We start from the raw sequence: 23,565 nt of genomic DNA, 5'->3' as shown, positions 1-23,565 counted from the left end.
CACAACCATGAAAAAAGGCCTGCTGATGCAGGCCTTTTGTGTGACAGATGCTTAGCGTCAGACCGGACGGATGGGACGCTTTTCGATGACTTTATCGATCAGGCCGTAGGCCATCGCTTCGGCCGGGGACATGAAAAAGTCCCTGTCGGTGTCGATCTGGATCTGCTCAAGGTCACGGCCGGTGCGGCTGGCCAGTTCCCGATTGAGCTTGTCCTTGAGGTAGAGGATCTCATCGGCCTGGATGCGGATGTCGCTGGCCTGGCCGCGGGCCCCACCGAGAGGCTGGTGAATCATGATCCGCGAGTGGGTCAGGCTGCTGCGCTTGCCCTTGGCTCCTGCGCAGAGCAGGAAGGCCCCCATGCTGGCCGCCAGGCCCACGCAGACGGTCTGCACATCGGGTTTGATGTGTTGCATGGTGTCAAAGATGCCGAGGCCGTCGTAGACCGAACCGCCCGGTGAATTGACGTAAAGGAAGATATCCTTCTCGGGATCCTCCGCTTCCAGAAATAGCAACTGGGCCACCACACGGTTGGCGGATTCGGCCGTCACCGGTTCCCCGAGGAAGATGATCCTCTCCCGCAGCAGGCGGGAATAGATGTCGAAGGCTCTTTCACCGCGACCCGACTCCTCGATGACGATCGGGATCATGGGCTCCAGACAGGCGATTGAAACGATCTTACCCAGCCGCGGATCGGGTCGAGTGCCTGCAGCGCTATGGTCGCAGCAACGAAGAATCCAACCGCGTGAGCGCTGCTCTCACCGTCGCTGACAGCAAGCGTGCCTTCCATGGCGCCTTCCCCCATGTCATCGGTCCCCTCTACCGGCGCATGGTCGACGAATTGCTGGTCGAGCTCCACCTGCTGAGCCGCCAGAAGGGCTTCCAGAGTGATCCCCTGTTCGCCGTTGGTCTTGTTCAGGTGTTCGACGGCTTCGCCCGCGGCTACCGCCCCGAGGACCAGAAGGGACCCCTGTTCGAGGCCCTGTGCGCCTCCTCCGGCTATGACGGCCCCGATCTGCGCCGCCAGTCCGCTGAGGCCCTTGCGGCCATGGGACGCCACAGCCAGCAGGAGGTGAGGCAGTGGATCGAAGCCCAGGGAGAAGGGGCACCAGCACCGGTGGCCACGGCCCTGGCCAGCATCCGCCGGCCGGATTTCCACTACTCGCGTCTGATGGCCGTGGGGCTGCTCGCTTTGCTGGAACAGGCCCTCGCCGACGACGCCATGGAGCCCCAGGCCCTGCGCCAGCTCGCCCACGAGATTGGTGCTTCGATCGGCCTGCTGCGCGACCGGCTCGATAAGGACCTCTCCCTCTACGCCAGCAACCTCGAGAAGATGTCCATGGCCGTCGAGCTCATGGAGGAAACCGTGGCCGCCGAGCGTCGTCGGCGCGAACGGCAGGAGATCACGGCATCACCCGAAGGCGTCCCCTCAGCCAGCTGACCCCGCCTTGGCCGGGGGCGGCCTCCATCGCCAGCTGGTCGGCGCGACGGACCAGTTCCGGCAGGGGTTCGGGCAGCAGGCCCAGCTGATCCAGGCCCTGGGGGCGGACCCGCAACCACAGCGAACCTGAGCCGGGAGCCTGATCTCCGGTGATGGACATGCTCTGCCAGCGGGCCGGTACCGGCCCGAGGAACAGCAACAGCTGGGGCCTGGGTCCGTTGTCCCCGATCCAGCGCCAACCCCCGAGCACCACCCCATCCTCCCGCCGCCAGGTGGCTGTCTGGGCCTGGGACGGCGTGCTCACGCCAGGCACCTCCTGCAGGCCCTGGGCCTGCAGGGAACGGGCCAGGCCGAGCAACAGCTGTCGCCAGGCCTGCCTGTCGGTCCCCACCGCCACCTGGAGCTCGAGCGACGCCTGAAAGGGGCCGCTGGCCTGGGGCTGGAGACGCAGACGGAACGGGGATCGCCGCAGCAGCGCCAGGCCCTTGGTGTCGATGCCGTAGCGCGCCGCCAGGGGATCCCGGATCAGCTGCCGCGACAGCAACCCGCGGAACAACTGTTCAAGGGACGATCCCTGAACTTCCAGCAGCAGGTCGGGCGGCAGGGGCGGCAGGCTGGAGGCCGTGACGTCGGGGGCCCGGACGGATTCGGCCGGACCTGCCGCCGCGCCACGGTCGGTGGCTTCGCCCCGCCAGCGCAGCTCGGAGGACTCCAGCGACAGGGAGAGGCAACCCTCCTGGTAGGCCTCCAGCAGGGGGGCCAGGGGGCCCACCAGCGCCCCGAGGCCGGAGGCGTTCCAGAACACCCCCTGACCGCTCTCCAGCCGGGGCAGACAGGCGCTGTAGAGCCCTCGCCCAGCCCGCTGATCGGGCCGCAACTGATCCTGGAGCAGGCGCCGCGAGAGGGCATCCGGTGCAACCACCAGCAGGTTCCCGACCCGCAGCCCATTGGTGGGCAGGGGGCGCTGGGAGCCGGCACCGGCGTTGTCCTGGACGGCCAGATAAGCCCCCCCGTCAGCATGGGGCCCCCAGAACTGCCACCAGGTGCGTCGTTGGTCCCGCCACAGGCGGTTGGCCGGAGTGGCACCGAAGCGCTCGCGCCAGAGGGCTGGAACGGGTCGCTCTGGACTGGCGGCAAAGCTCTGCAGCAAGCTGCTCACCGCCATCAGCTGCTCCAGCCCCTGGGCCCTGGGCCTGGGCCAGCGCCATAGGGTCAGGCTGGGCAGCAGCAACAAGAGCAGCAGCGTGGCCGTGGTGGCTGGCAGCGGGGGCCGCGGCAGCCGGGGCAGGGCCGGTGCCAGCAGAGAACGTCGCAGACGATCGAACGGACGGCTCATGCAAACGCCGACAGGGTTCGGCCTCGGTGGGTGATGCGCTGCTCGCCTTGAGACACGGATCGAAAAGCCAGCGACACCAGGGTCAGCGAAGGGGCTCAGGAGCGGGGGCGACCTTCGGTGGAGCGACGGCGGCGGCGGTCACGCCATTCGACCGTGGACAGGTAAATGACGCCGACGCTCACAAAAAGGAGCAGAGCGGAGGCCAGACCCGCCAGCAGGGTGGTGGTGGGGAAGGCCAGATCAGAAACCGATGCTGTTGTCACCGTTGCGGCCCCACACCACCATGGCGATCGAGAAGGTGAAGATGGCCGCCAGGGCGGACCAACCAAGGGTGATCAACATCGAGCCCGATTCATGGGTGAACGCATGTTACCTACGCTGGTGACCGGCAGCCGCTGAAGGCCCATGGTCGTCGCTCCAACGAGAAGTCCCGCCCAGGCAGGGCAGCGCCTCCAGGAGCGCTACCCCAACGTGAATGTCATCGTCCTCGACGATGACGTCAACACGTTTCAGCACGTGGTGGAGGCCCTGGTGCGGCACCTGCCCGGCATGCAGCCCGATCAGGCCTGGACCCTGGCCCACCGGATCGATGGGGAAGGATCGGCGGTCGTCTGGAGTGGTCCTCTGGAGCAGGGGGAGCTTTACCACCAGCTGCTCACCGCCGAGGGGCTGACCATGGCACCGCTGGGCCAGGGCTGAGGAACGGCCATGGCCCGGCTCGTGATCACCCACAGCACCTACGTGGAGGGCCTCATCCCGCTGCTGCGGCGGCTGGCCACCCTGCCGGACATCGACACGATCACGCCGGCGGTGATCTCACGGGTGAAGGGCCGCAGCATCGGCTTGCGGCTGCGGGTCTCGAGCCCGATCACCGGGGGCCACAAGCTGCTGGCCCGCAGAGGCAGCACGGCTCAGGAGGTCTTTGTGGTCACTCGCCTGAGCCGGGATCAGCTGCAGGAGGCCGTGGATCGGCTGACGAACTGAGCAGGCTGGTGGGGGCTACCCGCTCGTAGACCGCCGGGGTGCGGAAGCGGCCATAGGCCCCGGCCTCCCGGAACCAGCTCGCCCCTTCCACCTCCTGCAGATCGTGGGGCCGCAGCCCCCAGCGACGCTCGAGGTAGGCAGCCGCAGCGTTCGCATCGAAGCAGGGTTGGCCCCAGGCCACAACCGCCAGGGCCAGGGCCCGAATCCTGACAGCACCGGCCGGACTCTCCTGGATGTCCTCCTCCAGCAGAAAGGTGCGGAAGTCCCCCTGGCTCTCCTCTTCCAGGGGGTACTTCTGCAGATAGAGCGCCCGGGCACGAGGAAAGATGGGGCCGGGGGCGCGGGCCAGGAGGCGCTCGAACGACGACTGGAAGCTCGGAAGCTCGCTGATCACGGTGGCGGATGGACGTTGCACCAGCATGCCGGGCCGGGCGCCATTGGAAGCAGAAAGGGGTGGACCGCCGTGCCGTCTTGCCCCAGTGTTCGACCTGGATGAACCAGGTGGGGAGTCAGGGGCGGGGCTTCGTTTCCGGCCGTGAAGCCGGTATACGTTGCCGTCGCTGAAGACTCCCCGCGTCGAAAGGGAGTCAGATCAGAAAACTGTGAAAGGCAGTCACCAACACAGCAGTCCGAGCCCATCCTAAGTGGGTTGGTCGGGCAGCGGCCAGATGGCCCGCACCTCCGCCAGCCGGCGTTGTTGGTCCCGTTCACGCTCGGTGGCGTTGCGGCCCTCAAGCAGCAGGGTGAGGTGGCCCAGCTTGCGGCCGGCGCCACCGCCTTGCTTGCCGTACCAGTGCAGGTGAGCGCCGGGAAGCGCCTCAAGGGCGCGGCGCCGTTCCAGCTGGTCGGCATCGCCACCCTCCGGCGCGAGCAGGTTGACCATCAAGGCACCGGGCACGACGGCGTCGGTGGCGCCCATCGGCAGCCCGGCGACGATGCGCACCTGCTGGGAGAACTGGCTGGTGCGGCAGGCCTCGATCGTCAGGTGGCCGGAGTTGTGGGTACGGGGGGCCAGCTCGTTGACCTGCAGACCCGAAGGCCCGTAGAAGAACTCGATCGACAGCACGCCCACGTAGTCGAGGGCGGTGAGCAGGGAAGCGGCCACGTTGCGGGCGAACACCTCGACCCGGTGATCCACCGGCGCGGGGAAGAGCACCCAGTCGCAGACACGGCGGTGCTGGTGCGTCTGCACCAAGGGATAGCAAGCCACCGTGCCGTGCTGGTCGCGACAGGCCACCAGCGCCAGCTCCTGGTCGAAGCGCACCAGCTCCTCGAGGATCCAGTCGTCGGGGGCGACCCTGGCGAGCAGCGCCTCCAGTGCGGCCAGGTCGGCCACGGGCACCGTGCCCCGGCCGTCGTAACCCCCGCGGCTGGCCTTGGCCATCATCGGGAAGTCGAAGCCCTCGGGAAGGCGGGGAGTCGCAGGGGATCGCAGGGGGAGCGGCAGGCTCGCCGGCATGGAGGCCTGCCCCCCATCCGCTGCGGAAGGCGTGGCGGGCTGGAGGACGTCGGCCAGGGGGAACCAACGGGGTGACGGCAGGTGCAGGTCGGCCAGAAGGCGCCGCTGGCCTTCCTTGCTCACCAGGGGTTGCAGGGCCTCGAGTCCTGGCAGGAACTGGAGGCCAGGACCCTCAAGCGCCTGTAGCGCCTCGAGGGGAATCCATTCGTTTTCGAAGCTGATGGCACGGCAGCGGCTGGCCAGTTCCCGGGTGGCGGCCACGTCATCGACGGGGGCCAGGACCACACTGGCTGCTTCGCGGGTGGCCGGATCGTCGGCGCCGGGGGTCTGCACATGCAGGGCGACGCCGAGGTCCCGGGCGGCTTGGGCCAGCATCCAGGCCAGCTGGCCGCCCCCCACGACACCGATGGCATCGATCGCAGCGGCGCTGGTCTGGGGATCGGGGTCAGGGATGGTCTGCACCCTGCAAGGTTGTTCGAACCGTGGTCCAGCCTGCCACCCGGGCGTCAAGGCCCCACCTCAGAGCCGGGAGGGTCCTCACTGCAGAGGGTTCTCGGCGGCGAAGGCGTAGCGGAGCAGGCTCAGCAGCAGCACGATCAGAAACAGCGCCAAACCGACGGTGCAGGCGTAGCTGATCTCCAGCTCCGAAAAGGCCTGGTCGTACACGTAATAGACGATCGTGCGGGTGCTGTCGGCCGGCCCCCCCTGGGTCATCAGATACACCTCTTCGAACACCTTGGTGGCCCCGATGGCCGAAATCACCGCCACCAGGGTGATGTAGGGCCTGAGCAGGGGCAGGGTGATATCCAGGTGGCGGCGCCAGCCCTCGCTGCCATCAAGGGCCGCCGCCTCGTAGAGATCGGCGGAGATTCCCTGCAGGCCGGCCACGAAGATGACCATGTAATAGCCGAGGCCCTTCCACAGGGTGACCAGCATCACCGAGGGCAGGGCAAGGCCCGTGGACGTGAGAAAGCCGATCGGCGTGAAGCGATCACCCAGCAGGGCCCCGAGCCAGCCATTGACCAAACCGTTTTCCGCATAGAGCCAGCGGAAGGCGATCGCCGCCACCACCAGAGACACCAGCACCGGGGTGTAGAAGGCGCCGCGGAACCAGTGGATGCCCGGCAGCTGGCGGTTGACGAGCACCGCCAGGCCAAGGGCCCCGAGGACGATCGGTGGCACCACCCCCACGAGGTAGAGGAAGGTGGTGCCGGTCACCCGCAGCAGCATCGGATCGGCCAGCAGCCGGCGGAAGTTGGCCAGACCCACGAAGGTGAGCGGCTCGCTCACATCCAGCCCCGTGCGGGTGAAGCTGATCACCAGGGCCATGGCCGCCGGAATCAGCACCGACACCGCCAGCAACAGCAGGGCGGGGGCCAGAAACGCCCAGGCAGAGCGGCTGGGTGCCGGCGCAGTAGGGGTGGGTGTGGCCATCGGTGCATCCTGCCGGACGTTGGCCGTTGCACAATCGGCAGCAAGGCTGGAGGCCACCGATGCCGTTCAATCCGCCGCCGTTCGATCCGCCATTCCGATGACGGCGAACCCGAAGCAGGTGCTGCGGGACGTCTTCGGCTACGACGCCTTCCGCGGCCCCCAGGCCGCCATCGTCGAGCACGTCTGCTCAGGGGGCTCGGCCCTGGTGCTGATGCCCACTGGAGGCGGCAAGTCGCTCTGCTATCAGATTCCGGCCCTCTGCCGACCGGGAACGGCGGTGGTGGTTTCGCCGTTGATCGCCCTGATGCAGGACCAGGTGGGCGCCCTGCGCCAGGCCGGCGTGCGCGCCGCCGCCCTGCATTCAGCCGAAAGCGCCGACGCGGCAGCGACCACCTGGCGGCAGCTCCAGAGCGGCCAGCTTGATCTGCTCTACGTCTCGCCGGAGCGGCTCCTGGGCGGCGATCTGATCGATCGCCTGGCGGCCCTGCCGTTGGCCTTGTTCGCCATCGATGAGGCCCACTGCGTGTCGCAGTGGGGCCACGATTTCCGGCCCGAGTATCTGCAGCTGGCGGTGCTCGCCGAGCGCTTCTCCGCCATTCCCCGCATCGCCTTGACGGCCACCGCCGATCCCCGCACCCGGGCCGAGATCGTGGCGCGCCTGAGCCTTGAGCAAGCGGCGGTGTTCCTTGCCAGCTTCGATCGGCCCAACATCCGCTACCTGCTGCGGGACAAAAGCGAACCCCGGCGCCAGCTGCTGGAGTTTCTCGATACCCAGCGGGGGCACTCCGGCATCGTCTACGCCCGCTCCCGCAAGCGGGTGGAGGAGCACGCCGCCGCCCTGAAGGCCGCTGGCCACGACGTCCTGCCATACCACGCCGGGCTGCCGCCCCAGACCCGCAGCGCCGCCCTGGAGCGCTTCCGCCTTGGCAGCGGCGTGGTCGTGGTGGCCACCATCGCCTTCGGCATGGGCATCGACAAGCCGGACGTGCGCTTCGTGGCCCATGTGGACCTGCCCAAAAGCCTGGAGGCCTATTACCAGGAAACGGGCCGGGCGGGCCGGGATGGCCTGCCTGCCGTCGCCTGGATGCTGCACGGCGCCGGTGATGTGCCGCCGTTGCGTCGCTTCATTGATGACTCCGATGCCGAGCCGGCCCAGAAGCGGATCGAGCACGGCCGCCTCGACGCCCTGATCGGCTTTGCCGAAGCCTCCAGCTGCCGTCGGCGCATCCTGCTCAGCTACCTGGGCGAAGCGGGCAGCAGCGACTGCGGCAACTGTGACGTCTGCCTGGAACCGAACCAGGGAGCGGACGTGACCGAGCCGGCCCGCAAGGCCCTCTCCGCCGTCTATCGCACCGGAGGACGTTTCGGCGCCGCCCACCTGGTGGACGTGCTGCTGGGCAGCGAGACAGCCCGGATCCGCAGCCTCGGCCACGACCAGCTGGGGGTGCATGGAATCGGCAAGGAACTGGATCGCGGCCAGTGGCGCAGCCTGTTCCGCCAGCTCACCGCCAGGGGGTACCTGGTGGCCGCCGCCGATGGCCATGGGGGCCTGCAGTTCGGTGACGACGTGCTCGTGAAACCGCTGCTGCGCGGCGAGACCCGCCTGGAGATCCGACTGCCGCCGGCGGCGAAGGAGCGTCGCGGGGCTGGGGCCGGAGGGGCGCCGCCTGCCGCTGCGCACAACGCCGATCCGGGATTGCTGGCGGCCTTGAAGGCCTGGCGGCTGGAACAGGCCCGCCAGCAGGGTCTACCGCCCTATGTGGTCTTCCATGACCGCACCCTGATCGCCATCGCTGAACGCCGTCCCACCGCCCTGGAGGACCTGGCCGGCCTCACCGGCATCGGCAGAGCCAAGCTCGCCAGCTATGGCGAGGCGGTGCTGGCGGTGGTCGGGAGCCAGACCACACCGGCCTAGCCTCAGCCCACCGTTGAAACCCCGTCCATGCCGCAGGACCACCGCACCATCACGGTGTCCCTGACCGCCGATCCCTATCCGATCCTGATCGGCGAGGGGCTGCTCGGCCGCCTGGGTTCCTTCCTGATCGAGCGCGGTTTCCAGAGCGGCACCCGGGTGCTGGTGGTGACCAATCCGGAGGTGCAGGGGTTCCATGGTGCTGAAGCGCTGACGGGCCTTGAGTCCAGCGGGTTCGTGGTGCGGACCCTGGTGCTGGAGGCCGGCGAAGAGCGCAAGACCCCCGCCACCGTGGCGGCGATCCACGACGCCGCCTTTGCACATCGCCTGGAGCGGAGCTCCCTGATCGTCGCCCTGGGGGGCGGTGTGGTGGGCGACATGGCCGGCTTCGCCGCCGCCACCTGGCTGCGGGGCATCGCCGTGGTGCAGGTGCCCACCACCCTGCTGGCGATGGTGGACGCCGCCATCGGCGGCAAGACGGGGGTGAACCACCCGGGGGGGAAGAACCTGATCGGCGCCTTCCACCAACCGAAGCTGGTGCTGATTGACCCGCGGGTGCTGGTCACCTTGCCGGAGCGCGAGTTCCGCGCCGGCATGGCGGAGGTGATCAAGTACGCCGTCATCGGCGATGAGCAGCTCTTCAACGATCTGGAGCAGGCCGCCGAGCGTGATCCTCGGGGCGCCCTGGCCAGCCGCGAGGCCATGGGCCCCGAGCTGCTGCAACGCCTGCTCGAGCGCTCCGCCGCCGCCAAGGCCAGGGTGGTGGCCGCCGACGAACGGGAAGGGGGTCTGCGGGCGATCCTCAACTACGGCCACACGCTCGGCCATGCGGTGGAGAACCTCAGCGGCTACGGCACCTGGCTGCACGGTGAAGCGGTGGGCCTGGGCATGATCGCCGCCGGCGACATCGCCGTGGCGATGGGGCTGTGGAGCCAGGCGGATCAGGACAGGCAGCGCAGGCTGGTGGCGGCCGCTGGGCTGCCCATGGGCTGGCCGGCCCTCGATCCGGACGTGGTGCTGACCGCCCTGCAGGCGGACAAGAAGGTGCGTCAGGGGAAGGTGCGCTTCGTGCTGCCCACCGGCGTGGGATCGGTCACCATCCGCGACGACGTCGATCCCGCCACGATCAGAGCCGCCCTGGCGGTCGCCGCTTCGAACGTGGTCTTTCGCTGACAGGGAAGGCGCGGGCCCGATAGATCGGAGACCATCACCGGAAGGTTTTTATTCCTCACGGCCCATGAGCAGTCGTCCCAGCCGGTTCACCACCTTTCTGAGCCAGCCCCTGCGACGACTCGGCGCCCTGGCCAGGACCATCGGACTCGGCGGGCGGGACGAGCCCGCCGAACCGGAGTCATCACCCGCGCAGGATCCCTCCCCTGCGGCGGCGTCCCCGGTCGCCGCCAGCTCTTCCGTGGCGCCGCCGAGCGGCGGCGGCGGAGAGGCTTCCTGGATCGCCTTCCTGCCCCGTGATCCCCAGTGGTCCCAGGTGCGCTGGTCGATCAACCCGACCGACAGGAGCCGGGCCCAGGCCGATGGCGCCACCCAGCTTTGCCTGCGTGTCGCCGACGTGACTGGACTCGACGGCGGGTCCACCCATCCCCACACCCTCCAGGAAGTGGTCGTTGAAAGCCAGGCCACCGAGTGGTATCTGCCGGTGCCCCTTTCCGGACGCGACTACAGGGTGGAGCTCGGCTTCCGTAAGGGCGGCAGCGGCGGCTGGATTTCCCTGGCGTTTTCCGCCACGGCCCACGTCCCTGATCTGGACGGCCCGGCCATCAGCGTGCCCGACCCCTTCGTGGCCTTCTCCATGCCTCCGGCGCTTGACGGCACGCCTGCTCCTGGGCCGACCAGGGAGATCATCAACGACCTGCACGAGCGGCTTTACCAGAGCGCCACGAGCCCCTGGCGTCCCCTCGGAAGGGGGTCGGAGGCGTTTCATGAGATCGATTCCGGCTCCGGTCTGTATGGCGATGTCGACTTCTCCGCCTCCGGTGCGGGCCCCTGGGCCTCCGGCCGCAGCGGCTCCGGCATCGGCGGGGTGGCCGCTCGCCAGCGCTCCTTCTGGCTGGTGGCCGATGCCGAACTGATTGTGTACGGCGCCACCGATCCCTCCGCCCGCCTGACCATCGGCGGTGAGGAGATTCCACTCTCCTCTGATGGCACCTTCCGGCTCCAGGTTCCCTTCCGGGATGGCCAGCAGCTGTATCCGATCGAGGCCCTGGCCGCCGACGGCGAGCAGAAGCGCAGCATCACGATGGAGTTCCGTCGCACCACCCCCCACGCCAAAGTCAACCCCAAGGAGGACGCCCAGTCGGAGTGGTTCTGAGCCGCCTCCACAGCTCTGCCGCGGTTCCTCGGTGGCGATGCAGCGGCAAGGCCACTGATCAGATGGGCGATTGGCTCAGAAACAGGGGCGCTGGCTGAGGCCTCGGAGCCTGGCCCGACACCGCTGAACCCCGGTGGAAGGCCAACCAGCGGAAGTCACCGAGCCCGGCGGGGTCCACCAGCCGCAACAGGCACTCCCGCCGTTGCAGCAGCACCGCCAGCCGAGACGCCGGCTCCTGCTGAAGCGCATGCAGACGCTGGGCCAAGCCCAGCGCCAGCAGGGCCTCTCCCTGGCGGCATCCGCCCAGGGGCTGCCAGCCTGCGGCCAGGGCCGCCGTTTCCAGGCTCTCGAGGCAGAGATGGGCCGTCAGGTCCCACAGACCAGGCTCGAGCAAGGGATCGTCGCTGGCTTGCTGGCGCCGATAGGCCATCAGGGTGCCGCCGGAGCGCTGGGGTGCGTAGTAGCGACGGGCCTCGTGGGCGTAATCGATCACCAGCAACCATCCCTCGCTCAGGGCTGTGCCGCAGGCGGCCAGCCAGGGCTCCAGTCCGGGGTGCAGCTCCGTGCTCCAGCCCTGCGGGCGGCTCCCATCCAGGGGGAGAAGGCCAAGGGATTCCAACTGCTCGAGCACGGGCCCGTCCAGGGGTTCGGCGGCCTCCAGGCTCAGGCTCTCCCCCTTAAGAACGACCCGCTGGCGGCACCAGTGATCGTCCCGGCGCTCGATGCGCTCGATGGCGAGAGCGTCGAGGACTTCGTGGGCCAGCACCACACCCCGCAGGGGAGCGTTGGCCAAGGCGTCGAAATCGATCCAGCGCACCGCCAGCGGACACGCACCCAGCCGCTGCCGCTGCCGCTGGGCCATGCCGGCATTCGGCTCCACGAGCACCAGTTCGGTGCGCCCGGCCAGTTCGGGCCAGCCGGCGTGGAGGGCCTCGGCCAATTGCTGGGCCAGGTGGCCCTCACCCGGTCCCGTCTCCACCAGGGCCAGGGGGGCCTGCGCCGGCAGCTGGCCCAGCCATTGGGCCACCTGGGGGGCGAGCAGCTGGGCGAAGTCCGCACCGAGCGAGGGGGCGGTGGCGAAGTCCCCACGGGGGCCGATGGTCAGGCGGCCGCTGCCATAGGCGCCAACCTCCGGATCATGCAGGACCCAGTCCATGTAGTCGCGGAACGGCACCGAACCGCCCGCCGCCCGCAGCCGCTGGCCGAGCCATTCGGGAACCGGCGTGGAGCGTCGATGGGGGGTCTGCACGCGACGTCAGGGTGACTCAGTGAGAATGCTGAACGATGGGAGCACGAGCGATGGCGACAGGCAAACGGGCAGCGGCGGGAACGCAACGGGATCACCGGGGACGTGGCTGGCGCGGTGGGCTCGGTCGGCGACTGGGAGCCAGTCTGGCCACCCTCACCCTGGTGCTGGTGACCTGGCTGCTGCCGGGGCTGGGGGCTGTCGCCTACGCCGCTGACAACCCCCAGCTGTTGCCCGATCACCCCACCCCGGTGATCGATCTGGCCAAGGCCCTCACCGACGGTGAACGGGGCGAACTGGAGGCCGAACTGGAGAGTTTCGAAGCCACCAGCGGCTGGAAGCTCAGGGTGCTGACCCAGTACGAGCGCACCCCCGGCCTGGCGGTCAAAGGCTTCTGGGACCTGGACGAACGCAGCCTGCTGCTGGTTGCCGATCCCCGGGGCGGCAACTTGCTCAACTTCAACGTGGGCGAGGCCCTCTTCGCCCTGATGCCTCGCACCTTCTGGGTGGAACTCCAGACCCGTTACGGCAACCAGTTCTATGTGCGGGACCACGGTGAGGACGGCTCGATCCTGTCGGCGATCCACGCCGTCAAAGGGTGCCTGGCCATCGGTGGTTGCCAGGTGGTGCCGGGCTTGCCCCAGGAGCAGTGGATCCTCACGCTCTGCACGTCGATCCTCGGCGGTCTGATCGTGGGGTTCGCCGCCTTCCCCCGTCAGGAGGGCCGCCGGATCGAATGGACCTGGGTGTTGCTGCTCTCTCCCCTCTGGGTGATCCTGTTTGTGGCCCTGGGGATGGGGCCGATCATCACCCGCACCAACGACGTGCTGCCGTTGCTGCGCAACGTGCTGGGGTTCCTTGGAGCTTCAGTGGTGGCCTACCTGATCGCCCAGAAAACCCTGGGCGGTGTCCGCCTTCAGGGCAAGGGCGAGGGCTGAACGCCCCGGAGCGGCTTGAGGATCAGGCTCAGCGGGCCGTTGACGGCTCACCCACCCGCTCCAGCTGGCAGGAGAGGCTGGCATCGTTGCAGGCCGGAGGCGCCTGGCGAATCGCCACGTCTTCCCAGACGGCGGCCGCTTCGTTGCGGAGCTGGGCCAGGTTCTGCTCGTAGAAGCGGCGCAGATCATTGAGACGCTTGACGGGTTGCCCGTAGAAGCTGCGACCGGCCAGCGTGGGGAACGAGGCCCATTCAGGGGCGAGACGGGCCGCCAGGTCGGGGCTCAACTCACCGCGATCGGCCAGGTGCAGGGCGCCTCGGCGTTGCACCAGGAACAGGGCGGCCTGGTCCTGGGACTCGGGCCCGAAATCAGGGATGCCCATGGCACGGGTGACCATGTCCCAGGTGAAGGGCATGAACTGGTAGGCACCCGCCGCCGCACTGGCGTAACGGGCGGTGCGCATCACCCGGTTGGGATGGCGGTCGAGGGAATCAAACAGGCTGCCGCCGAAGAGGATGCGATAACCGACCTCCTGGCCGTTGGCCCAGGTGCCCTCGGCGTAGCGGATGGTGTTGAGCAGGGCCCGACGCTCGGGTGTGATGGCGAAGACCCGGGGCGCGGCCGGCAGGGGCGACATCATCGAGACCCGAACGGGCGTCACCCGGGCTTCAGGACCCAGCTGCCAGGCGCCGGAGGCCTCGGCGGCACTGGCTGGGGCTGCAAGGCTCAGGCCGGCGAAGGCGAGGACGAGGTGACGGAGCTGAAGGTTCGGCAAGAGAAACGGTCGTGAAGGACAAGTGGGGGAAAATCCGCTCGATGGGAGACGGAATTAATCCGACGGAATGTGCTTGGTGTGACCAGGTCTTCTGGGGAACGGCATCAGAAAGAACCAGCGATCCCGTTGCGAGGAATTAGTGACTCCTTGCACTGAGACTTGGCGGTAATTTGCCGATGAATGCGCCGAAACGATTCGGTGTAAGTGACGGTCAAACAACTGTCTACTGGTATCAAGAATGACGCTTTGTATTCGCGTTACAGCCAGGCACTGAAGTTCTTCGACGTCGATGAACAGATGATCAAATCCTGATGCCAGCCCCCATAGGCAGTGCTGATCGTCCCTCCAGCAGCGAAACGATCGCCTGCGCGGCGGTCGAGGCCCCATCCACCGGCAGGGGGCCGTGCCGAGGGGGCTGCAGGGGCTGATCCAGCTGCCAATCGCCCCGGCGGAAGGCCTCCTGGCTCAGCAGCCGGTGCCAGCCGTGGTTGCGCAGGTCCTCCTCCAGCACCGGCGCCTCAGCAAATCCGCTCCGGTGCACCAGGTGGATGCCCACCCCCTGGCTGAAGGCTTCACAGAAGCTGCTGTAGCCAGGTTTGGTGATCAGCCGACCCACCAAGGGCATCAGGTCGAGGGGCCGCACGCCCGCCGGCAGACAACGGCCATTGGGCACCGTGGCCAGCAGCGGCTCCGGCCCGATGAACACGTGCTCGGGCCAGCGGGCCAGCAGGGCCGGGTCAATGGCCATGCCGAGGCCCCCGAAGCTCACCAGCACCACACGCTCCCGATCCGGCGGCAGGGCCAGTTCCCGGGCCAGTCGCTCCACGTCATGGCGGGGCCTGGAACTCGTCAGGCCCAGCCTCACCTCCGCCACACCCCAGTCCATCGGCAGGGAGAGAGGGCAATGGAGCAGCAGATCCCCCTGGGCATACAGCTGCCGATGGTGTTCGACGAAGGGCTGGAAGGCCGGGCCCATCGGGGCGTGGATCGTGTCCCAGCCGAAGCTGGCCAGCCACACCAGGGGCGCCTGCAGACGTTTGGCCAGCACGGCCGCCGCCGGGGGCACATCCCCGAGCACCAGGATCGGCTGGTGCTGGGCCTCCAGCCAGCGGGCTTCGCGCTCGACCAGCTCGGGTAGATCCAGCCCCAGGTCATGGAGGGCCGCCAGGGTGGCGGCGGCGTCGGCCCCCAGGGCGTCCGCCTGGATCACCCCCACGTCCCAGCGGCAGGGGCGGTGCTCAAAGGGCACCTCACCCATGGACAGCGTCAGGAAGGCTTCGGGCAGTCCGGTGGAGAGCACCAGGCGCCAGTCGGGCTTCAGGGCAGCCAGTTCACAAAGCACCGACGCCGTGCGGGAGCCGTGGCCGAAGCCATGGCTGCTGATGCAGGCGTGAATCAGCAAGGACTCAGCACGCCCGCCGCCGGCAGGGCCGCCCTCCACAGGGTCTGCTCGTAGTGGAGGGCGCCATCGACGCCGTACCAGCGGTGACTGATGTGGCGCAGGTCGCCGTTGTCGTCAAACACGACCCAGCTGAAGTGGCGCAGGGCCCGGCCCTGCTGATCCACCCCGTGACGGGGCACGGAGGCGGTGTTGAGGAAAGCGGTGCCCTGGGCGTCGCGGCGGAAGCTGAGCCTCTCCCCCTGGTGGTGGCACAGGGCGTGGTGCATGTGGCCGAAGATCACCAGCGGCAGGGGGCGGCGGCGGCGAATCTGGTCCACCGCCAGGGCCAGGTCCTGATCGCCCCAGTCGCAGGCGGGGGCCTTCCAGTCGCGGGCGCAGAGGTCGTCCACCTGGGTGCCCAGGCCACTGGGGCCGGAATGGGCCAGCAGCACCAGCGGCAGCTGGGGATCGGCCGACAGGGCCGCCCGGCTGATGCGTTCGGCGGACTCCTGCAGGCCCACCGGTCCATAGACGGCCCTGACAGCCTTGGAAAGGTGATAACCACCGCCGGCGGTCCCGGGACGGGCCCCCACCACGGCCAGCCCAGGGGGGCGCAGCTCCCTGAGGCCCCAGCCGCAGTGGCGATCACCCAGCAGTTCCAACTGGTGCCGCAGAGTGCGACCACTGCCGTCCTTGCCCGCATCGTGGTTACCGAGCACGCAGGCCAACGGCAGCTCCAACGTGGCGAGCAGCTCCGGGATGCGACTTTTGCCGTCACTGAAATCACCCACCAGCAGCAGGGCATCCGGGCGGATCCGATCCAGCACGTCGTGGTCACTGCGATCCCACTGATCGTGCAGATCCCCGGCGATGGCGATGTTCAGCTCAGCCAATACCAACCGCTTCCTAGAGTGGGATCATCGTGCATGAGAAGGGGCATCGGTTGGTCTTCACGCAGACGCTGACCCAGGCACCGCACCACAATGACCGCCAACCGGGCGATGTTGGTGATGCGTCCGCCGCAGGAACCGGCCCGTTTCCTCCGCGCCATGAACTGGCCGCCGCCATTGAGGCGCTGAAAAAGCAGCGCAACGCCATCATCCTGGCCCACTACTACCAGGACGACGCCATCCAGGACTGCGCCGATTTCATCGGTGATTCCCTCGAGCTTTCCCGCAAGGCGGCCAGCACCGAAGCCGAAGTGATCGTCTTCTGCGGCGTTCACTTCATGGCGGAGACCGCCAAGATCCTCAATCCGGCCAAGACCGTGCTGCTGCCCGATCTGGAGGCCGGATGCAGCCTGGCCGACGCCTGTCCGGCTGACGCCTTTGCCGACTTCCGCCGTCGGCACCCTGAGCACATCGTGGTGAGCTACATCAACTGTTCAGCGGCGGTGAAGGCCCAGAGCGACCTCATCTGCACCAGCAGCAACGCCGTGCATCTGGTGCAGCAGCTGCCGGCCGACCGGCCGATCCTGTTCGCCCCCGACCAGAACCTGGGCCGCTGGGTCGCCCGCGAGAGTGGCCGGGAGCTGACCCTCTGGCCGGGAAGCTGCATCGTCCATGAGACCTTCAGCGAGCAGGCCCTGCTGCAGCTCCGCCTGGAACACCCCGAAGCCGAGGTGATCGCCCATCCGGAGTGTCAGCAGCATCTGCTGGATCTGGCAGACTTCATCGGCTCCACCAGCAAGCTCCTGCAGCGCACCGAAACCAGTGCCGCTCCCGCCTTCATCGTGCTCACCGAGCCGGGCATCCTGCATCAGATGCGTCGCCGCTCCCCCAGCAAGACCCTCTATGAAGTCCCGGGAGCCGACGGCTGCAGCTGCAACGCCTGCCCCTACATGCGGCTGAACACGCTGGAGAAGCTGTGGCAGTGCCTGCACACCATGGCGCCGGCCCTCCAACTTGACGAGGAGATCCGCCAGCGGGCCCTGGTGCCGATCGAGCGCATGCTGGCGATGAGTGCCTGAGGCACGACCTCTGGCTCAATAGCTGTAATTGGCCACGAACAGGGAGGCGGCCTCATCAGAGGGTTCGGAGCCCGCCACGTAGGTCCCGCGAGCCGCCGCGCCGTTGGCACGGGCACGGGCCAGCAGGGCCGCCTGACCCGCCGCCGTATCGCTGCCCTGCCAGTGGCTGAGGCAGGAGTGCTGCAGGGCGCGGCCGTAGGAGAAACCCAGATGCCAGGGGGCGTCCGGGGCCGCCTGGTGAATCGCCGAAAGGAACACGCTGGCCTCTTCTTCACCCAGGCCGCCTGAGAGGAACAGAATCGCCGGCACGGCCGGCGGCACGCTGCGCCGCAGGGTGCGCACGGTGAAGGCCGCCACCTGCTCGGGATTGGGACGCTCGGAGCTGTCGGCGCCGGGAAGGGTCATCGAAGGCTTGAGCAGGGTGCCCTCCAGAAACACCCCGTTCTGGCCCAGGGCCTCGTAGACGCTGCGCAGCACCCACTCCTGCACCGCCGCGGTGGTGAGGATGTCGTGGTCACCGTCCATCAGGATCTCCGGCTCCACGATGGGCACCAGTCCCTCCTCCTGGGCCGTGCGGGCGTAGCGGGCCAGGCCCCAGGCGTTCTCGCGCACGCAGAGCTCCGAGGGGCAGCCATAGGCGCTGATGCGCAGCACCGCCCGCCATTTGGCGAAGCGGGCGCCACGGGCGTAGGCGCTGGCCGCCCGTTCCCGCAGCCCCCGCAATCCGGTGCACCAGGTCTCGCCGGGCAGACCGCCCGCCAGGGGCTCCACGCCCAGATCCAGTTTGATCCCCGCCACCAGCCCCTGGGCCTGGAACAGCTCGAGGATCGATCCACCCGGCTGGCCCGGCAGCTCGGCGGCCTGCTGAAACAGGGTTTCCTCGTAGAGGATCACGCCGCTGATCGTCTCGCCGAGGCCGGGGGCCGTGGCCAGAAGGGTGCGGTAGGCGCGGCGGTTCGCCTCCGTGTTCTCCACATCGATCGCCTCGAAGCGTTTGCCGATCGTGCCGGTGGATTCATCGGCCGCCAGCAGACCGGTGCCCGGCCGGGCCAGGGCCATGGCGGTGGCCTCCAGTTCCTCGCGATGGGTATCGAGTGCCATGGAGCCACAGAACATCACTGCCCCATGGCTAGGGGGCAGCGCCCTCGCCGTCAACGGGCCGGGGTCGCCAGGATGCGATTGCCCCCCGTCAGCGGCGCCGTCTGGGCCTGCGCGCACCATGGCCCTGCCGGGCGACGGCCTGATCCAACTCACTCCCGAGGGGCTGTACTGTCCAGCCGCCGACGCCTGGATCGACCCCTGGCGGCCGGTGAGCCGGGCCCTGATCACCCACGCCCACGCCGACCACGCCCGGCCGGGATGCGGCGACTACTGGGCAGTGGCGGCGGGCGAGGGCGTGCTGCGCCAGCGGCTGGGGGCCGGCATCGCCCTGACGGCCGTGGGCTATGGCGAGGAGCGGCGCCTCGGCGGGGCCCTGGTGTCGTTCCATTCGGCTGGGCACGTGCTGGGCTCGGCCCAGATCCGGATCAGCGCGGGCGGGGAAACCTGGCTGATCAGTGGCGACTACAAGCGGGATGCTGATCCCAGCTGCGCCCCGTTCGAGCCGGTGGCCGCCGACGTGCTGATCACCGAAGCCACCTTCGGCCTGCCGATCTACCGCTGGCGCCCCGGCAGGCAGGTGGCGGCCGAGATCCTGGCCTGGTGGCGCGAGACCCCCCAGCGACCCTCGCTGCTGTTCGCCTATGCCTTCGGCAAGGCCCAGCGGCTATTAGCGGAACTGGCGGCGCTGGGGGTGGAGGAGGAGGTGCTGCTGCATGGGGCCGTGCAGACACTGATGGCGCCCTACCGGAGCGAAGGGGTGGTGCTGCCCCCGACGCGGCCATTGAGCGAGCTCCCCCGCAGCGAGGCGCTGGCAGGGCGCCTGGTGATCGCACCGCCATCGGCCCACCGATCCCCCTGGATGAAGCGGTTCGTGAATCCCCAGACGGCCTTCGTCAGCGGCTGGATGGCGGTGCGTGGAGCCCGGCGGCGGCGAGGGTTCGAGCGGGGCTTCGCCCTCAGCGACCATGCCGACTGGGACGGCCTGCTGCGCACTGTGCGCGACTGCGGCGCCCGCCAGGTGTATGTGACCCACGGCAACAGCGATGGGCTGGCCCGTTACCTGCGCGAAGAGCAGGGCCTGGCGGCGGAACCCCTGGGGCGGGCCTTTGAGGGGCAGCGCAGCGAGGAAGGGGAGATGGCCGCGGCGGCTGCGACAGCGGTGGCCTGAGCCCATGCAGGCCTTTGCCGACCTGATCCAGCAGCTGGAGAGCAGCACCGGCACGAAGGACCGGGTGGCGGCGCTGGCCGCCCATCTCCAGGCGGTCGACGGGGCCGATGGCGCCTGGGCCCTGGCCCTGCTGCTGGGAAAGCGGCGGCGGCGGTTGATCACCGGCCGGCGGCTGCGGCAGATCTGCCTGGAACGCTCCGGACTGCCGGAGTGGTTGTTCGATGCCTGCCATGCCCAGGTGGGGGACTCGGCCGAGACCATCGCCCTGTTGCTCCCCCAGCTGGCCCTGCCGCCGGCTCCGCCCCTGGAGCTCTCCCTGGCCGAATGGATGGGCACGCGGCTGCCGGCCCTGGCCGCCCTGGAGGCCGAGGCGCAGGCGCAGGCGGTGCTTGCGATCTGGGCGGCCCTGCCCGATGGCCAGTGCTTCCTGTTCAACAAGCTGCTCACCGGCGGCTTCCGGGTGGGGGTGGCCGCGGGCCTGGTCACCCGGGCCCTGGCCCAGGTGTCAGGGCTGGAGGAGGCGGAGCTGGCCCACCGCCTGATGGGCGGTTTCGAGCCCTCTGCCGCGGCCATGCAGGCCCTGGTGGCGCCGCTGGACGACGGCGCGGCCGCCCCGATCAGCCGGCCCTATCCCTTCTGCCTGGCCTCACCGTTGGAGGCCCAGCGCCTGACCGCCACCGACCCCGCCGGCTGGCAGGTGGAGTGGAAGTGGGACGGGATCCGCGCCCAGCTGATCCGGCGCAGCGGCCAGACCTTTCTGTGGAGCCGCGGCGAGGAATTGATCAATGCCAGCTTCCCCGAGCTGGAGGGGATGGCCGAAGGGTTGCCGCCGGGCACGGTGCTGGATGGGGAGCTGACCGTCTGGCCGGCGCAGGCGCCCCAGCCCGCCGGCTTCGGCCCCCTGCAGCGGCGGCTGGGGCGGCAGAAGCCCGGCGCCGCCCTGCTGCGGGAGTGCCCGGCGGCCTTCGTCGCCTACGACCTGCTGGAAAGGGGGGGCCAGGATCTGCGCCCCGAGCCCCTGAGCCGGCGCCGCGCCGCCCTGGAGGATCTGGTGCAGGGGCTGCCTGAGGCGGTTTCCACCCCCACGACCGGGCTCCTGCGCCTCTCACCGGTGCTGCCGCTGGGGAGCTGGGACGCGCTTGAAGCGCTGCGGCAGCTGGCCCGCTCCGTGGGCGCCGAAGGGCTGATGCTCAAGGCGCTGGATTCGGCCTATGGCGTCGGACGGCGCCGCGGGCTGTGGTGGAAGCACAAGCTCGAGCCGATGGAGCTCGATGCGGTGCTGCTCTACGCCCAGGCCGGCAGTGGCCGCCGCGCCAACCTCTACACCGACTACACCTTTGGCCTCTGGGATGGCGAGGGCCGCCTGGTCACCTTCGCCAAGGCCTATTCGGGGCTCGACGACAGCGAGATCACCGAGCTGGACCGCTGGATCCGCCGCCACACCACCGAGCGCTTCGGCCCGGTGAGGGCTGTGGAGCCACTGCTGGTCTTCAGCCTGGGCTTCGAGGGCCTGCAACGCTCCGCACGCCACCGCAGCGGTCTGGCCGTGCGCTTCCCCCGCATCCTGCGCTGGCGTCGCGACCGCACCCCCGAATCGGCAGACAGCCTCACCAGTGCCCTGGCCCTGCTGGAGGATCCAGCCGGTCAGCGATAAACAGAACGGCCATCGCCGGGCAGGAGCACCGGGGCGGCAGGGTCGATGCGACGGCCAAGACTCAACTCCGGCGGCCCGGGTGCGTCCCCCTCCTCCCAGCGCTCCAGGGACAGCAAGCGGCCATCCGCCCCCTCGTAATCGCCGAAGCGGCAGCCCTGCAGGCGCCGGTTCATCACCCGGGCGGCGGCGCTCACCGAGGCCCGGCCCCTTTCCTTCAGGTGATACAGCTGGCCACGACAGCGCAGGTGATCGGGAAAATCGGCGGTCAGACCCTCCAGCTCCGAGGCCGGGGCGTCCTCCAGCCAGCTCACTTCCAGCCAGTCGTCCTCGCAGACGCTGAGCCAGCGGCCATCGTTGCCGTCGCGCAGCAGGTACTCCAGCCACTGGAAGCCGGCGTCGTCGTAGAGGAGCCGGTCTTCCACCACCCAGTCGCGGCCGTCGTACTGGACGATGTCGCCGATGGTCAGGTTGAAGAGGGTGCGGCCCAACAGCTTGGGCGCCTGGCGACGCAGGCGCAAGCGCCGCAGGAGCAGCAGGGCAACGGCGGCCAGCAGCAGCAGGGGCAGGAGGAACCAGACAGCCATCGGTGCGCAGGGGCCGGACCATCACAGCCGGCTGGCACAGCTTATGGAGGCTGGTGGACCGACTCCGCGAAAGGCGCTGATCAGTTCTCCCGCCAGCGCCCTTGGCGCTGGTAGTCGGACAGCACCGGCCGGTGCAGGCGGTTGGGCAGCACCCGCTCCCCCGGCGGCAGGGCCAGGTCCCGGCTCAGGGGAAAGAGCCGGTCCAGCTGCCCCTGGTCGATCCAGCGGCCCTGGAAGGGCAGCAGCGCCTGCGCCGGTTGCCGCTGGCCCCGGTGGGCCAGCACGAATCCCCAGGGGCCGAAACTGGGCACGTCCACGCCGTAGGGCCGGGTGGTCAGGTTCAACTCTTTCAGGGTGGCCTGGATCGAGGCCAGCACCTTGGGGCTGAAGAAGGGTGTCGAGGCCTGGGTGACCAACATGCCGTCGGGGGCCAGACGGCGCAGCAGACGCCCGTAGAAGGTGACGCTGTAAAGGCGCGCCAGCGGCGGCGTGGCCGGGTCAGGGAAGTCGGCGATGATCACGTCGTAGGTGCCCCGCAGCTGCCGCACCCGCTCGAAGGCATCGCCGATCACGAGCCGCACCCGCTTGTCCTCCAGGCTGGCGCCGTTGAGGCGCCGCAGGAACGGCTGCTCCCGGGCCAGCTTCACCATGGCCGGATCGAGTTCCAGCACGTCCACCTGCCTCACGCCAGGCCAACGCAGCACCTCCCGCAGGGCCAGGCCATCGCCTGCTCCCAGCAGCAACACCCGCTGGGGCCGGCCCTGCAACGCCATCGCCGGATGCACCAGGGCCTCGTGGTAGCGGTACTCATCGAGGCTCGAGAACTGCAGCTGGCCATCGAGGAACAGGCGCAGGTCGTCGCGGCGACGGGTGAGCACGATGCGCTGCTGACGGCTCTGCAGACGGCTCACCACCGGATCGTCGTAGAGGCCATCCTCGATCCGATCCCCAAGCGGCACCAGCCCCCAGCCGGCCAACGCGATCACGGGAAAGGCCACGGCGATCGAGCGGCGCCAGCGGCGTCCCACCGGGAACACAACAGCGATGGCCACGCAACTGACCAGGGGCACCAGGGCCAGCAGTCCAGCGGTGGGCAGCAGGCCCAGCCAGGGGAGCAGCACCAGGGGGAACAGCAGGGCACCCACCAGAGCCCCCAGGTAATCGAGGGCCAGCACCCGGGCCAGGGCCACACGCAGCTGCTGACCGCACTCCAGCAGCCGGGTCAGCAGTGGAATCTCCATGCCACCGAGCACCCCCACCAGCACGGTGCAGACCACCAGAGCCAGCCACACCGGCCCGCCCACCCGGAAAAGGGCGAACAGGGCCAGGGGCGCCAGCAGGCACAGGGGAGCCAGGGCCAGTTCCACGGCCAGAAACCACTGCAGCAGCACGAAGCCGGGTTCGGGGCCAACGGCCAGGAACTGACTCAGCCAGGCGCCCAGCCCCATGGCGGCCAGGAACGTGCCGATCACCACGCCTGTGGCCAGGGCATGGTCGCCCAGCAGGTAGCTGGCCTGGGTGGCCAACATCAGTTCCAGCACCAGGCTGACCGTGGAGGAAAGGGCCGCCGCCGCCAGCAGCACCCGCACCTGCAGGGAGGTCAGGGCCGGAAGGGTCCGAAGCGTCACTTGGCCGCGCCCGGTCCGCGCCCCTGGAAGCCCGACCAGTCCTGGCGGCGTGTCGGGGCCGCCACCCATCGTCCGGCCCGGTAGCTGCCGCCGTAGCGCACACCGCTGCCGGCAGCGGGGGTGCCGTCCTGGCCGAGGCGCCAGAGGCCAGGGCGGGTCACGGCCGTAACGGTGCCGACGGCGACCACCGCCACGGCCAGCAACAGAATCAGCCCGCGTTCGTCGGCCATC

The 23,565-nt window shown here is 69.2% G+C and carries 25 protein-coding genes and 1 other RNA gene; 10 read left to right on the top strand and 16 right to left on the bottom strand.

Annotation, left to right across the window (positions count from 1 at the left end):
- Positions 1–57: 57 nt before the first annotated feature.
- Positions 58–648: an ATP-dependent Clp endopeptidase proteolytic subunit ClpP gene (gene clpP, locus VB739_RS03830; protein WP_216908779.1), complete on the bottom strand. Its 591-nt coding sequence runs from the start codon at positions 646–648 to the stop codon at positions 58–60.
- Positions 649–743: 95 nt separating this feature from the next.
- On the opposite strand from clpP, the gene psb29 reads away from it, so the two are divergent.
- Positions 744–1,439, top strand: coding sequence for a photosystem II biogenesis protein Psp29 (gene psb29, locus VB739_RS03825; RefSeq protein WP_323355796.1), 696 nt, complete (start codon positions 744–746; stop codon positions 1,437–1,439).
- On the opposite strand, the gene VB739_RS03820 is transcribed toward psb29, so the two are convergent.
- From VB739_RS03820 to petN, 3 genes are all read right to left on the bottom strand, one after another.
- Complete coding sequence (locus tag VB739_RS03820) at positions 1,402–2,775, bottom strand: hypothetical protein (protein ID WP_323355795.1); 1,374 nt, start codon at positions 2,773–2,775, stop codon at positions 1,402–1,404. The two genes, psb29 and VB739_RS03820, sit on opposite strands and share 38 nt — an antisense overlap.
- A 95-nt stretch (positions 2,776–2,870) precedes the next feature.
- The gene (locus VB739_RS03815) at positions 2,871–3,038 is read right to left on the bottom strand and encodes a hypothetical protein (protein WP_254943514.1); all 168 of its coding nucleotides are present in this window, start codon (positions 3,036–3,038) and stop codon (positions 2,871–2,873) included.
- The gene (gene petN, locus VB739_RS03810) at positions 3,016–3,117 is read right to left on the bottom strand and encodes a cytochrome b6-f complex subunit PetN (RefSeq protein ID WP_015108283.1); all 102 of its coding nucleotides are present in this window, start codon (positions 3,115–3,117) and stop codon (positions 3,016–3,018) included. The genes VB739_RS03815 and petN overlap by 23 nt, the downstream gene beginning before the upstream one ends.
- A gap of 63 nt (positions 3,118–3,180) precedes the next feature.
- On the opposite strand from petN, the gene clpS reads away from it, so the two are divergent.
- Both clpS and VB739_RS03800 read left to right on the top strand, forming a co-directional pair.
- Positions 3,181–3,474: an ATP-dependent Clp protease adapter ClpS gene (clpS, locus tag VB739_RS03805; RefSeq protein WP_323355794.1), complete on the top strand. Its 294-nt coding sequence runs from the start codon at positions 3,181–3,183 to the stop codon at positions 3,472–3,474.
- A gap of 9 nt (positions 3,475–3,483) precedes the next feature.
- The gene (locus VB739_RS03800) at positions 3,484–3,759 is read left to right on the top strand and encodes a DUF2103 domain-containing protein (RefSeq protein WP_323355793.1); all 276 of its coding nucleotides are present in this window, start codon (positions 3,484–3,486) and stop codon (positions 3,757–3,759) included.
- Here the strand turns inward: VB739_RS03800 and VB739_RS03795 are convergent.
- From VB739_RS03795 to VB739_RS03780, 4 genes are all read right to left on the bottom strand, one after another.
- Positions 3,704–4,174: a hypothetical protein gene (locus tag VB739_RS03795; RefSeq protein ID WP_323355792.1), complete on the bottom strand. Its 471-nt coding sequence runs from the start codon at positions 4,172–4,174 to the stop codon at positions 3,704–3,706. The two genes, VB739_RS03800 and VB739_RS03795, sit on opposite strands and share 56 nt — an antisense overlap.
- A 36-nt stretch (positions 4,175–4,210) precedes the next feature.
- Positions 4,211–4,393, bottom strand: a non-coding RNA gene (gene ssrS / locus VB739_RS03790) — 6S RNA.
- A gap of 6 nt (positions 4,394–4,399) precedes the next feature.
- Complete coding sequence (locus VB739_RS03785) at positions 4,400–5,680, bottom strand: 5-(carboxyamino)imidazole ribonucleotide synthase (RefSeq protein WP_323355791.1); 1,281 nt, start codon at positions 5,678–5,680, stop codon at positions 4,400–4,402.
- A 75-nt stretch (positions 5,681–5,755) separates the two neighbouring features.
- Positions 5,756–6,652, bottom strand: a complete 897-nt coding sequence (locus VB739_RS03780) for a sugar ABC transporter permease (protein WP_323355790.1) — start codon at positions 6,650–6,652, stop codon at positions 5,756–5,758.
- A gap of 97 nt (positions 6,653–6,749) precedes the next feature.
- Between VB739_RS03780 and recQ the strand changes: the two genes are divergently transcribed.
- From recQ to VB739_RS03765, 3 genes are all read left to right on the top strand, one after another.
- Positions 6,750–8,567 (top strand): DNA helicase RecQ, encoded by a 1,818-nt coding sequence (recQ, locus tag VB739_RS03775; RefSeq protein WP_323355789.1) that lies wholly within the window; start codon positions 6,750–6,752, stop codon positions 8,565–8,567.
- A 27-nt stretch (positions 8,568–8,594) separates the two neighbouring features.
- Positions 8,595–9,737: a 3-dehydroquinate synthase gene (aroB, locus tag VB739_RS03770; RefSeq protein ID WP_323355788.1), complete on the top strand. Its 1,143-nt coding sequence runs from the start codon at positions 8,595–8,597 to the stop codon at positions 9,735–9,737.
- A 64-nt stretch (positions 9,738–9,801) separates the two neighbouring features.
- Entirely contained in the window at positions 9,802–10,890 is a 1,089-nt protein-coding gene (locus tag VB739_RS03765) for a DUF4912 domain-containing protein (protein WP_323355787.1), read from the top strand.
- 58 nt (positions 10,891–10,948) lie between these two features.
- Here VB739_RS03765 and VB739_RS03760 read toward each other — a convergent pair whose 3' ends face one another.
- Complete coding sequence (locus tag VB739_RS03760; protein ID WP_323355786.1) at positions 10,949–12,139, bottom strand: class I SAM-dependent methyltransferase; 1,191 nt, start codon at positions 12,137–12,139, stop codon at positions 10,949–10,951.
- Positions 12,140–12,189: 50 nt separating this feature from the next.
- Between VB739_RS03760 and VB739_RS03755 the strand changes: the two genes are divergently transcribed.
- Positions 12,190–13,074, top strand: a complete 885-nt coding sequence (locus VB739_RS03755) for a TPM domain-containing protein (RefSeq protein WP_323355785.1) — start codon at positions 12,190–12,192, stop codon at positions 13,072–13,074.
- Between the two features lie 28 nt (positions 13,075–13,102).
- Here the strand turns inward: VB739_RS03755 and VB739_RS03750 are convergent, their stop codons facing one another.
- From VB739_RS03750 to VB739_RS03740, 3 genes are all read right to left on the bottom strand, one after another.
- Positions 13,103–13,849: a glycoside hydrolase family 104 protein gene (locus VB739_RS03750; protein ID WP_323355784.1), complete on the bottom strand. Its 747-nt coding sequence runs from the start codon at positions 13,847–13,849 to the stop codon at positions 13,103–13,105.
- Between the two features lie 301 nt (positions 13,850–14,150).
- Entirely contained in the window at positions 14,151–15,251 is a 1,101-nt protein-coding gene (locus VB739_RS03745; protein WP_323355783.1) for a hypothetical protein, read from the bottom strand.
- Positions 15,245–16,123: a TIGR04168 family protein gene (locus VB739_RS03740; protein ID WP_416233298.1), complete on the bottom strand. Its 879-nt coding sequence runs from the start codon at positions 16,121–16,123 to the stop codon at positions 15,245–15,247. The genes VB739_RS03745 and VB739_RS03740 overlap by 7 nt, the downstream gene beginning before the upstream one ends.
- Before the next feature lie 161 nt (positions 16,124–16,284).
- Between VB739_RS03740 and nadA the strand changes: the two genes are divergently transcribed.
- Positions 16,285–17,199 carry a quinolinate synthase NadA gene (gene nadA, locus VB739_RS03735; RefSeq protein ID WP_323355835.1) on the top strand — a complete coding sequence of 305 codons (915 nt, stop codon included), beginning with the start codon at positions 16,285–16,287 and terminating at the stop codon, positions 17,197–17,199.
- A gap of 15 nt (positions 17,200–17,214) precedes the next feature.
- Here nadA and VB739_RS03730 read toward each other — a convergent pair whose 3' ends face one another.
- A complete protein-coding gene (locus VB739_RS03730; RefSeq protein WP_323355781.1) occupies positions 17,215–18,300 on the bottom strand; it encodes a class I fructose-bisphosphate aldolase in 1,086 nt (361 codons plus the stop codon).
- A 118-nt stretch (positions 18,301–18,418) separates the two neighbouring features.
- Here VB739_RS03730 and VB739_RS03725 point away from each other — a divergent pair, with 118 nt between their 5' ends.
- Both VB739_RS03725 and VB739_RS03720 read left to right on the top strand, forming a co-directional pair.
- Entirely contained in the window at positions 18,419–19,468 is a 1,050-nt protein-coding gene (locus VB739_RS03725) for a ligase-associated DNA damage response exonuclease (protein ID WP_323355780.1), read from the top strand.
- Positions 19,469–19,472: 4 nt separating this feature from the next.
- Complete coding sequence (locus tag VB739_RS03720) at positions 19,473–21,122, top strand: ATP-dependent DNA ligase (RefSeq protein ID WP_323355779.1); 1,650 nt, start codon at positions 19,473–19,475, stop codon at positions 21,120–21,122.
- Here VB739_RS03720 and VB739_RS03715 read toward each other — a convergent pair.
- From VB739_RS03715 to VB739_RS03705, 3 genes are all read right to left on the bottom strand, one after another.
- Positions 21,113–21,706: a DUF4178 domain-containing protein gene (locus VB739_RS03715; protein WP_323355778.1), complete on the bottom strand. Its 594-nt coding sequence runs from the start codon at positions 21,704–21,706 to the stop codon at positions 21,113–21,115. The genes VB739_RS03720 and VB739_RS03715 overlap by 10 nt on opposite strands.
- Before the next feature lie 80 nt (positions 21,707–21,786).
- A complete protein-coding gene (locus VB739_RS03710) occupies positions 21,787–23,334 on the bottom strand; it encodes a polyamine aminopropyltransferase (protein WP_323355777.1) in 1,548 nt (515 codons plus the stop codon).
- Positions 23,331–23,564 carry a hypothetical protein gene (locus VB739_RS03705; protein WP_216908806.1) on the bottom strand — a complete coding sequence of 78 codons (234 nt, stop codon included), beginning with the start codon at positions 23,562–23,564 and terminating at the stop codon, positions 23,331–23,333. The genes VB739_RS03710 and VB739_RS03705 overlap by 4 nt, the downstream gene beginning before the upstream one ends.
- Position 23,565 lies beyond the last annotated feature (1 nt).

The sequence above is a fragment of the Cyanobium gracile UHCC 0281 genome, assembly GCF_034931305.1.
In the GTDB taxonomy this organism is placed as follows: Bacteria; Cyanobacteriota; Cyanobacteriia; order PCC-6307; family Cyanobiaceae; genus Cyanobium; species Cyanobium gracile_A.
This window is presented reverse-complemented; position numbering and strand designations above follow the sequence as displayed.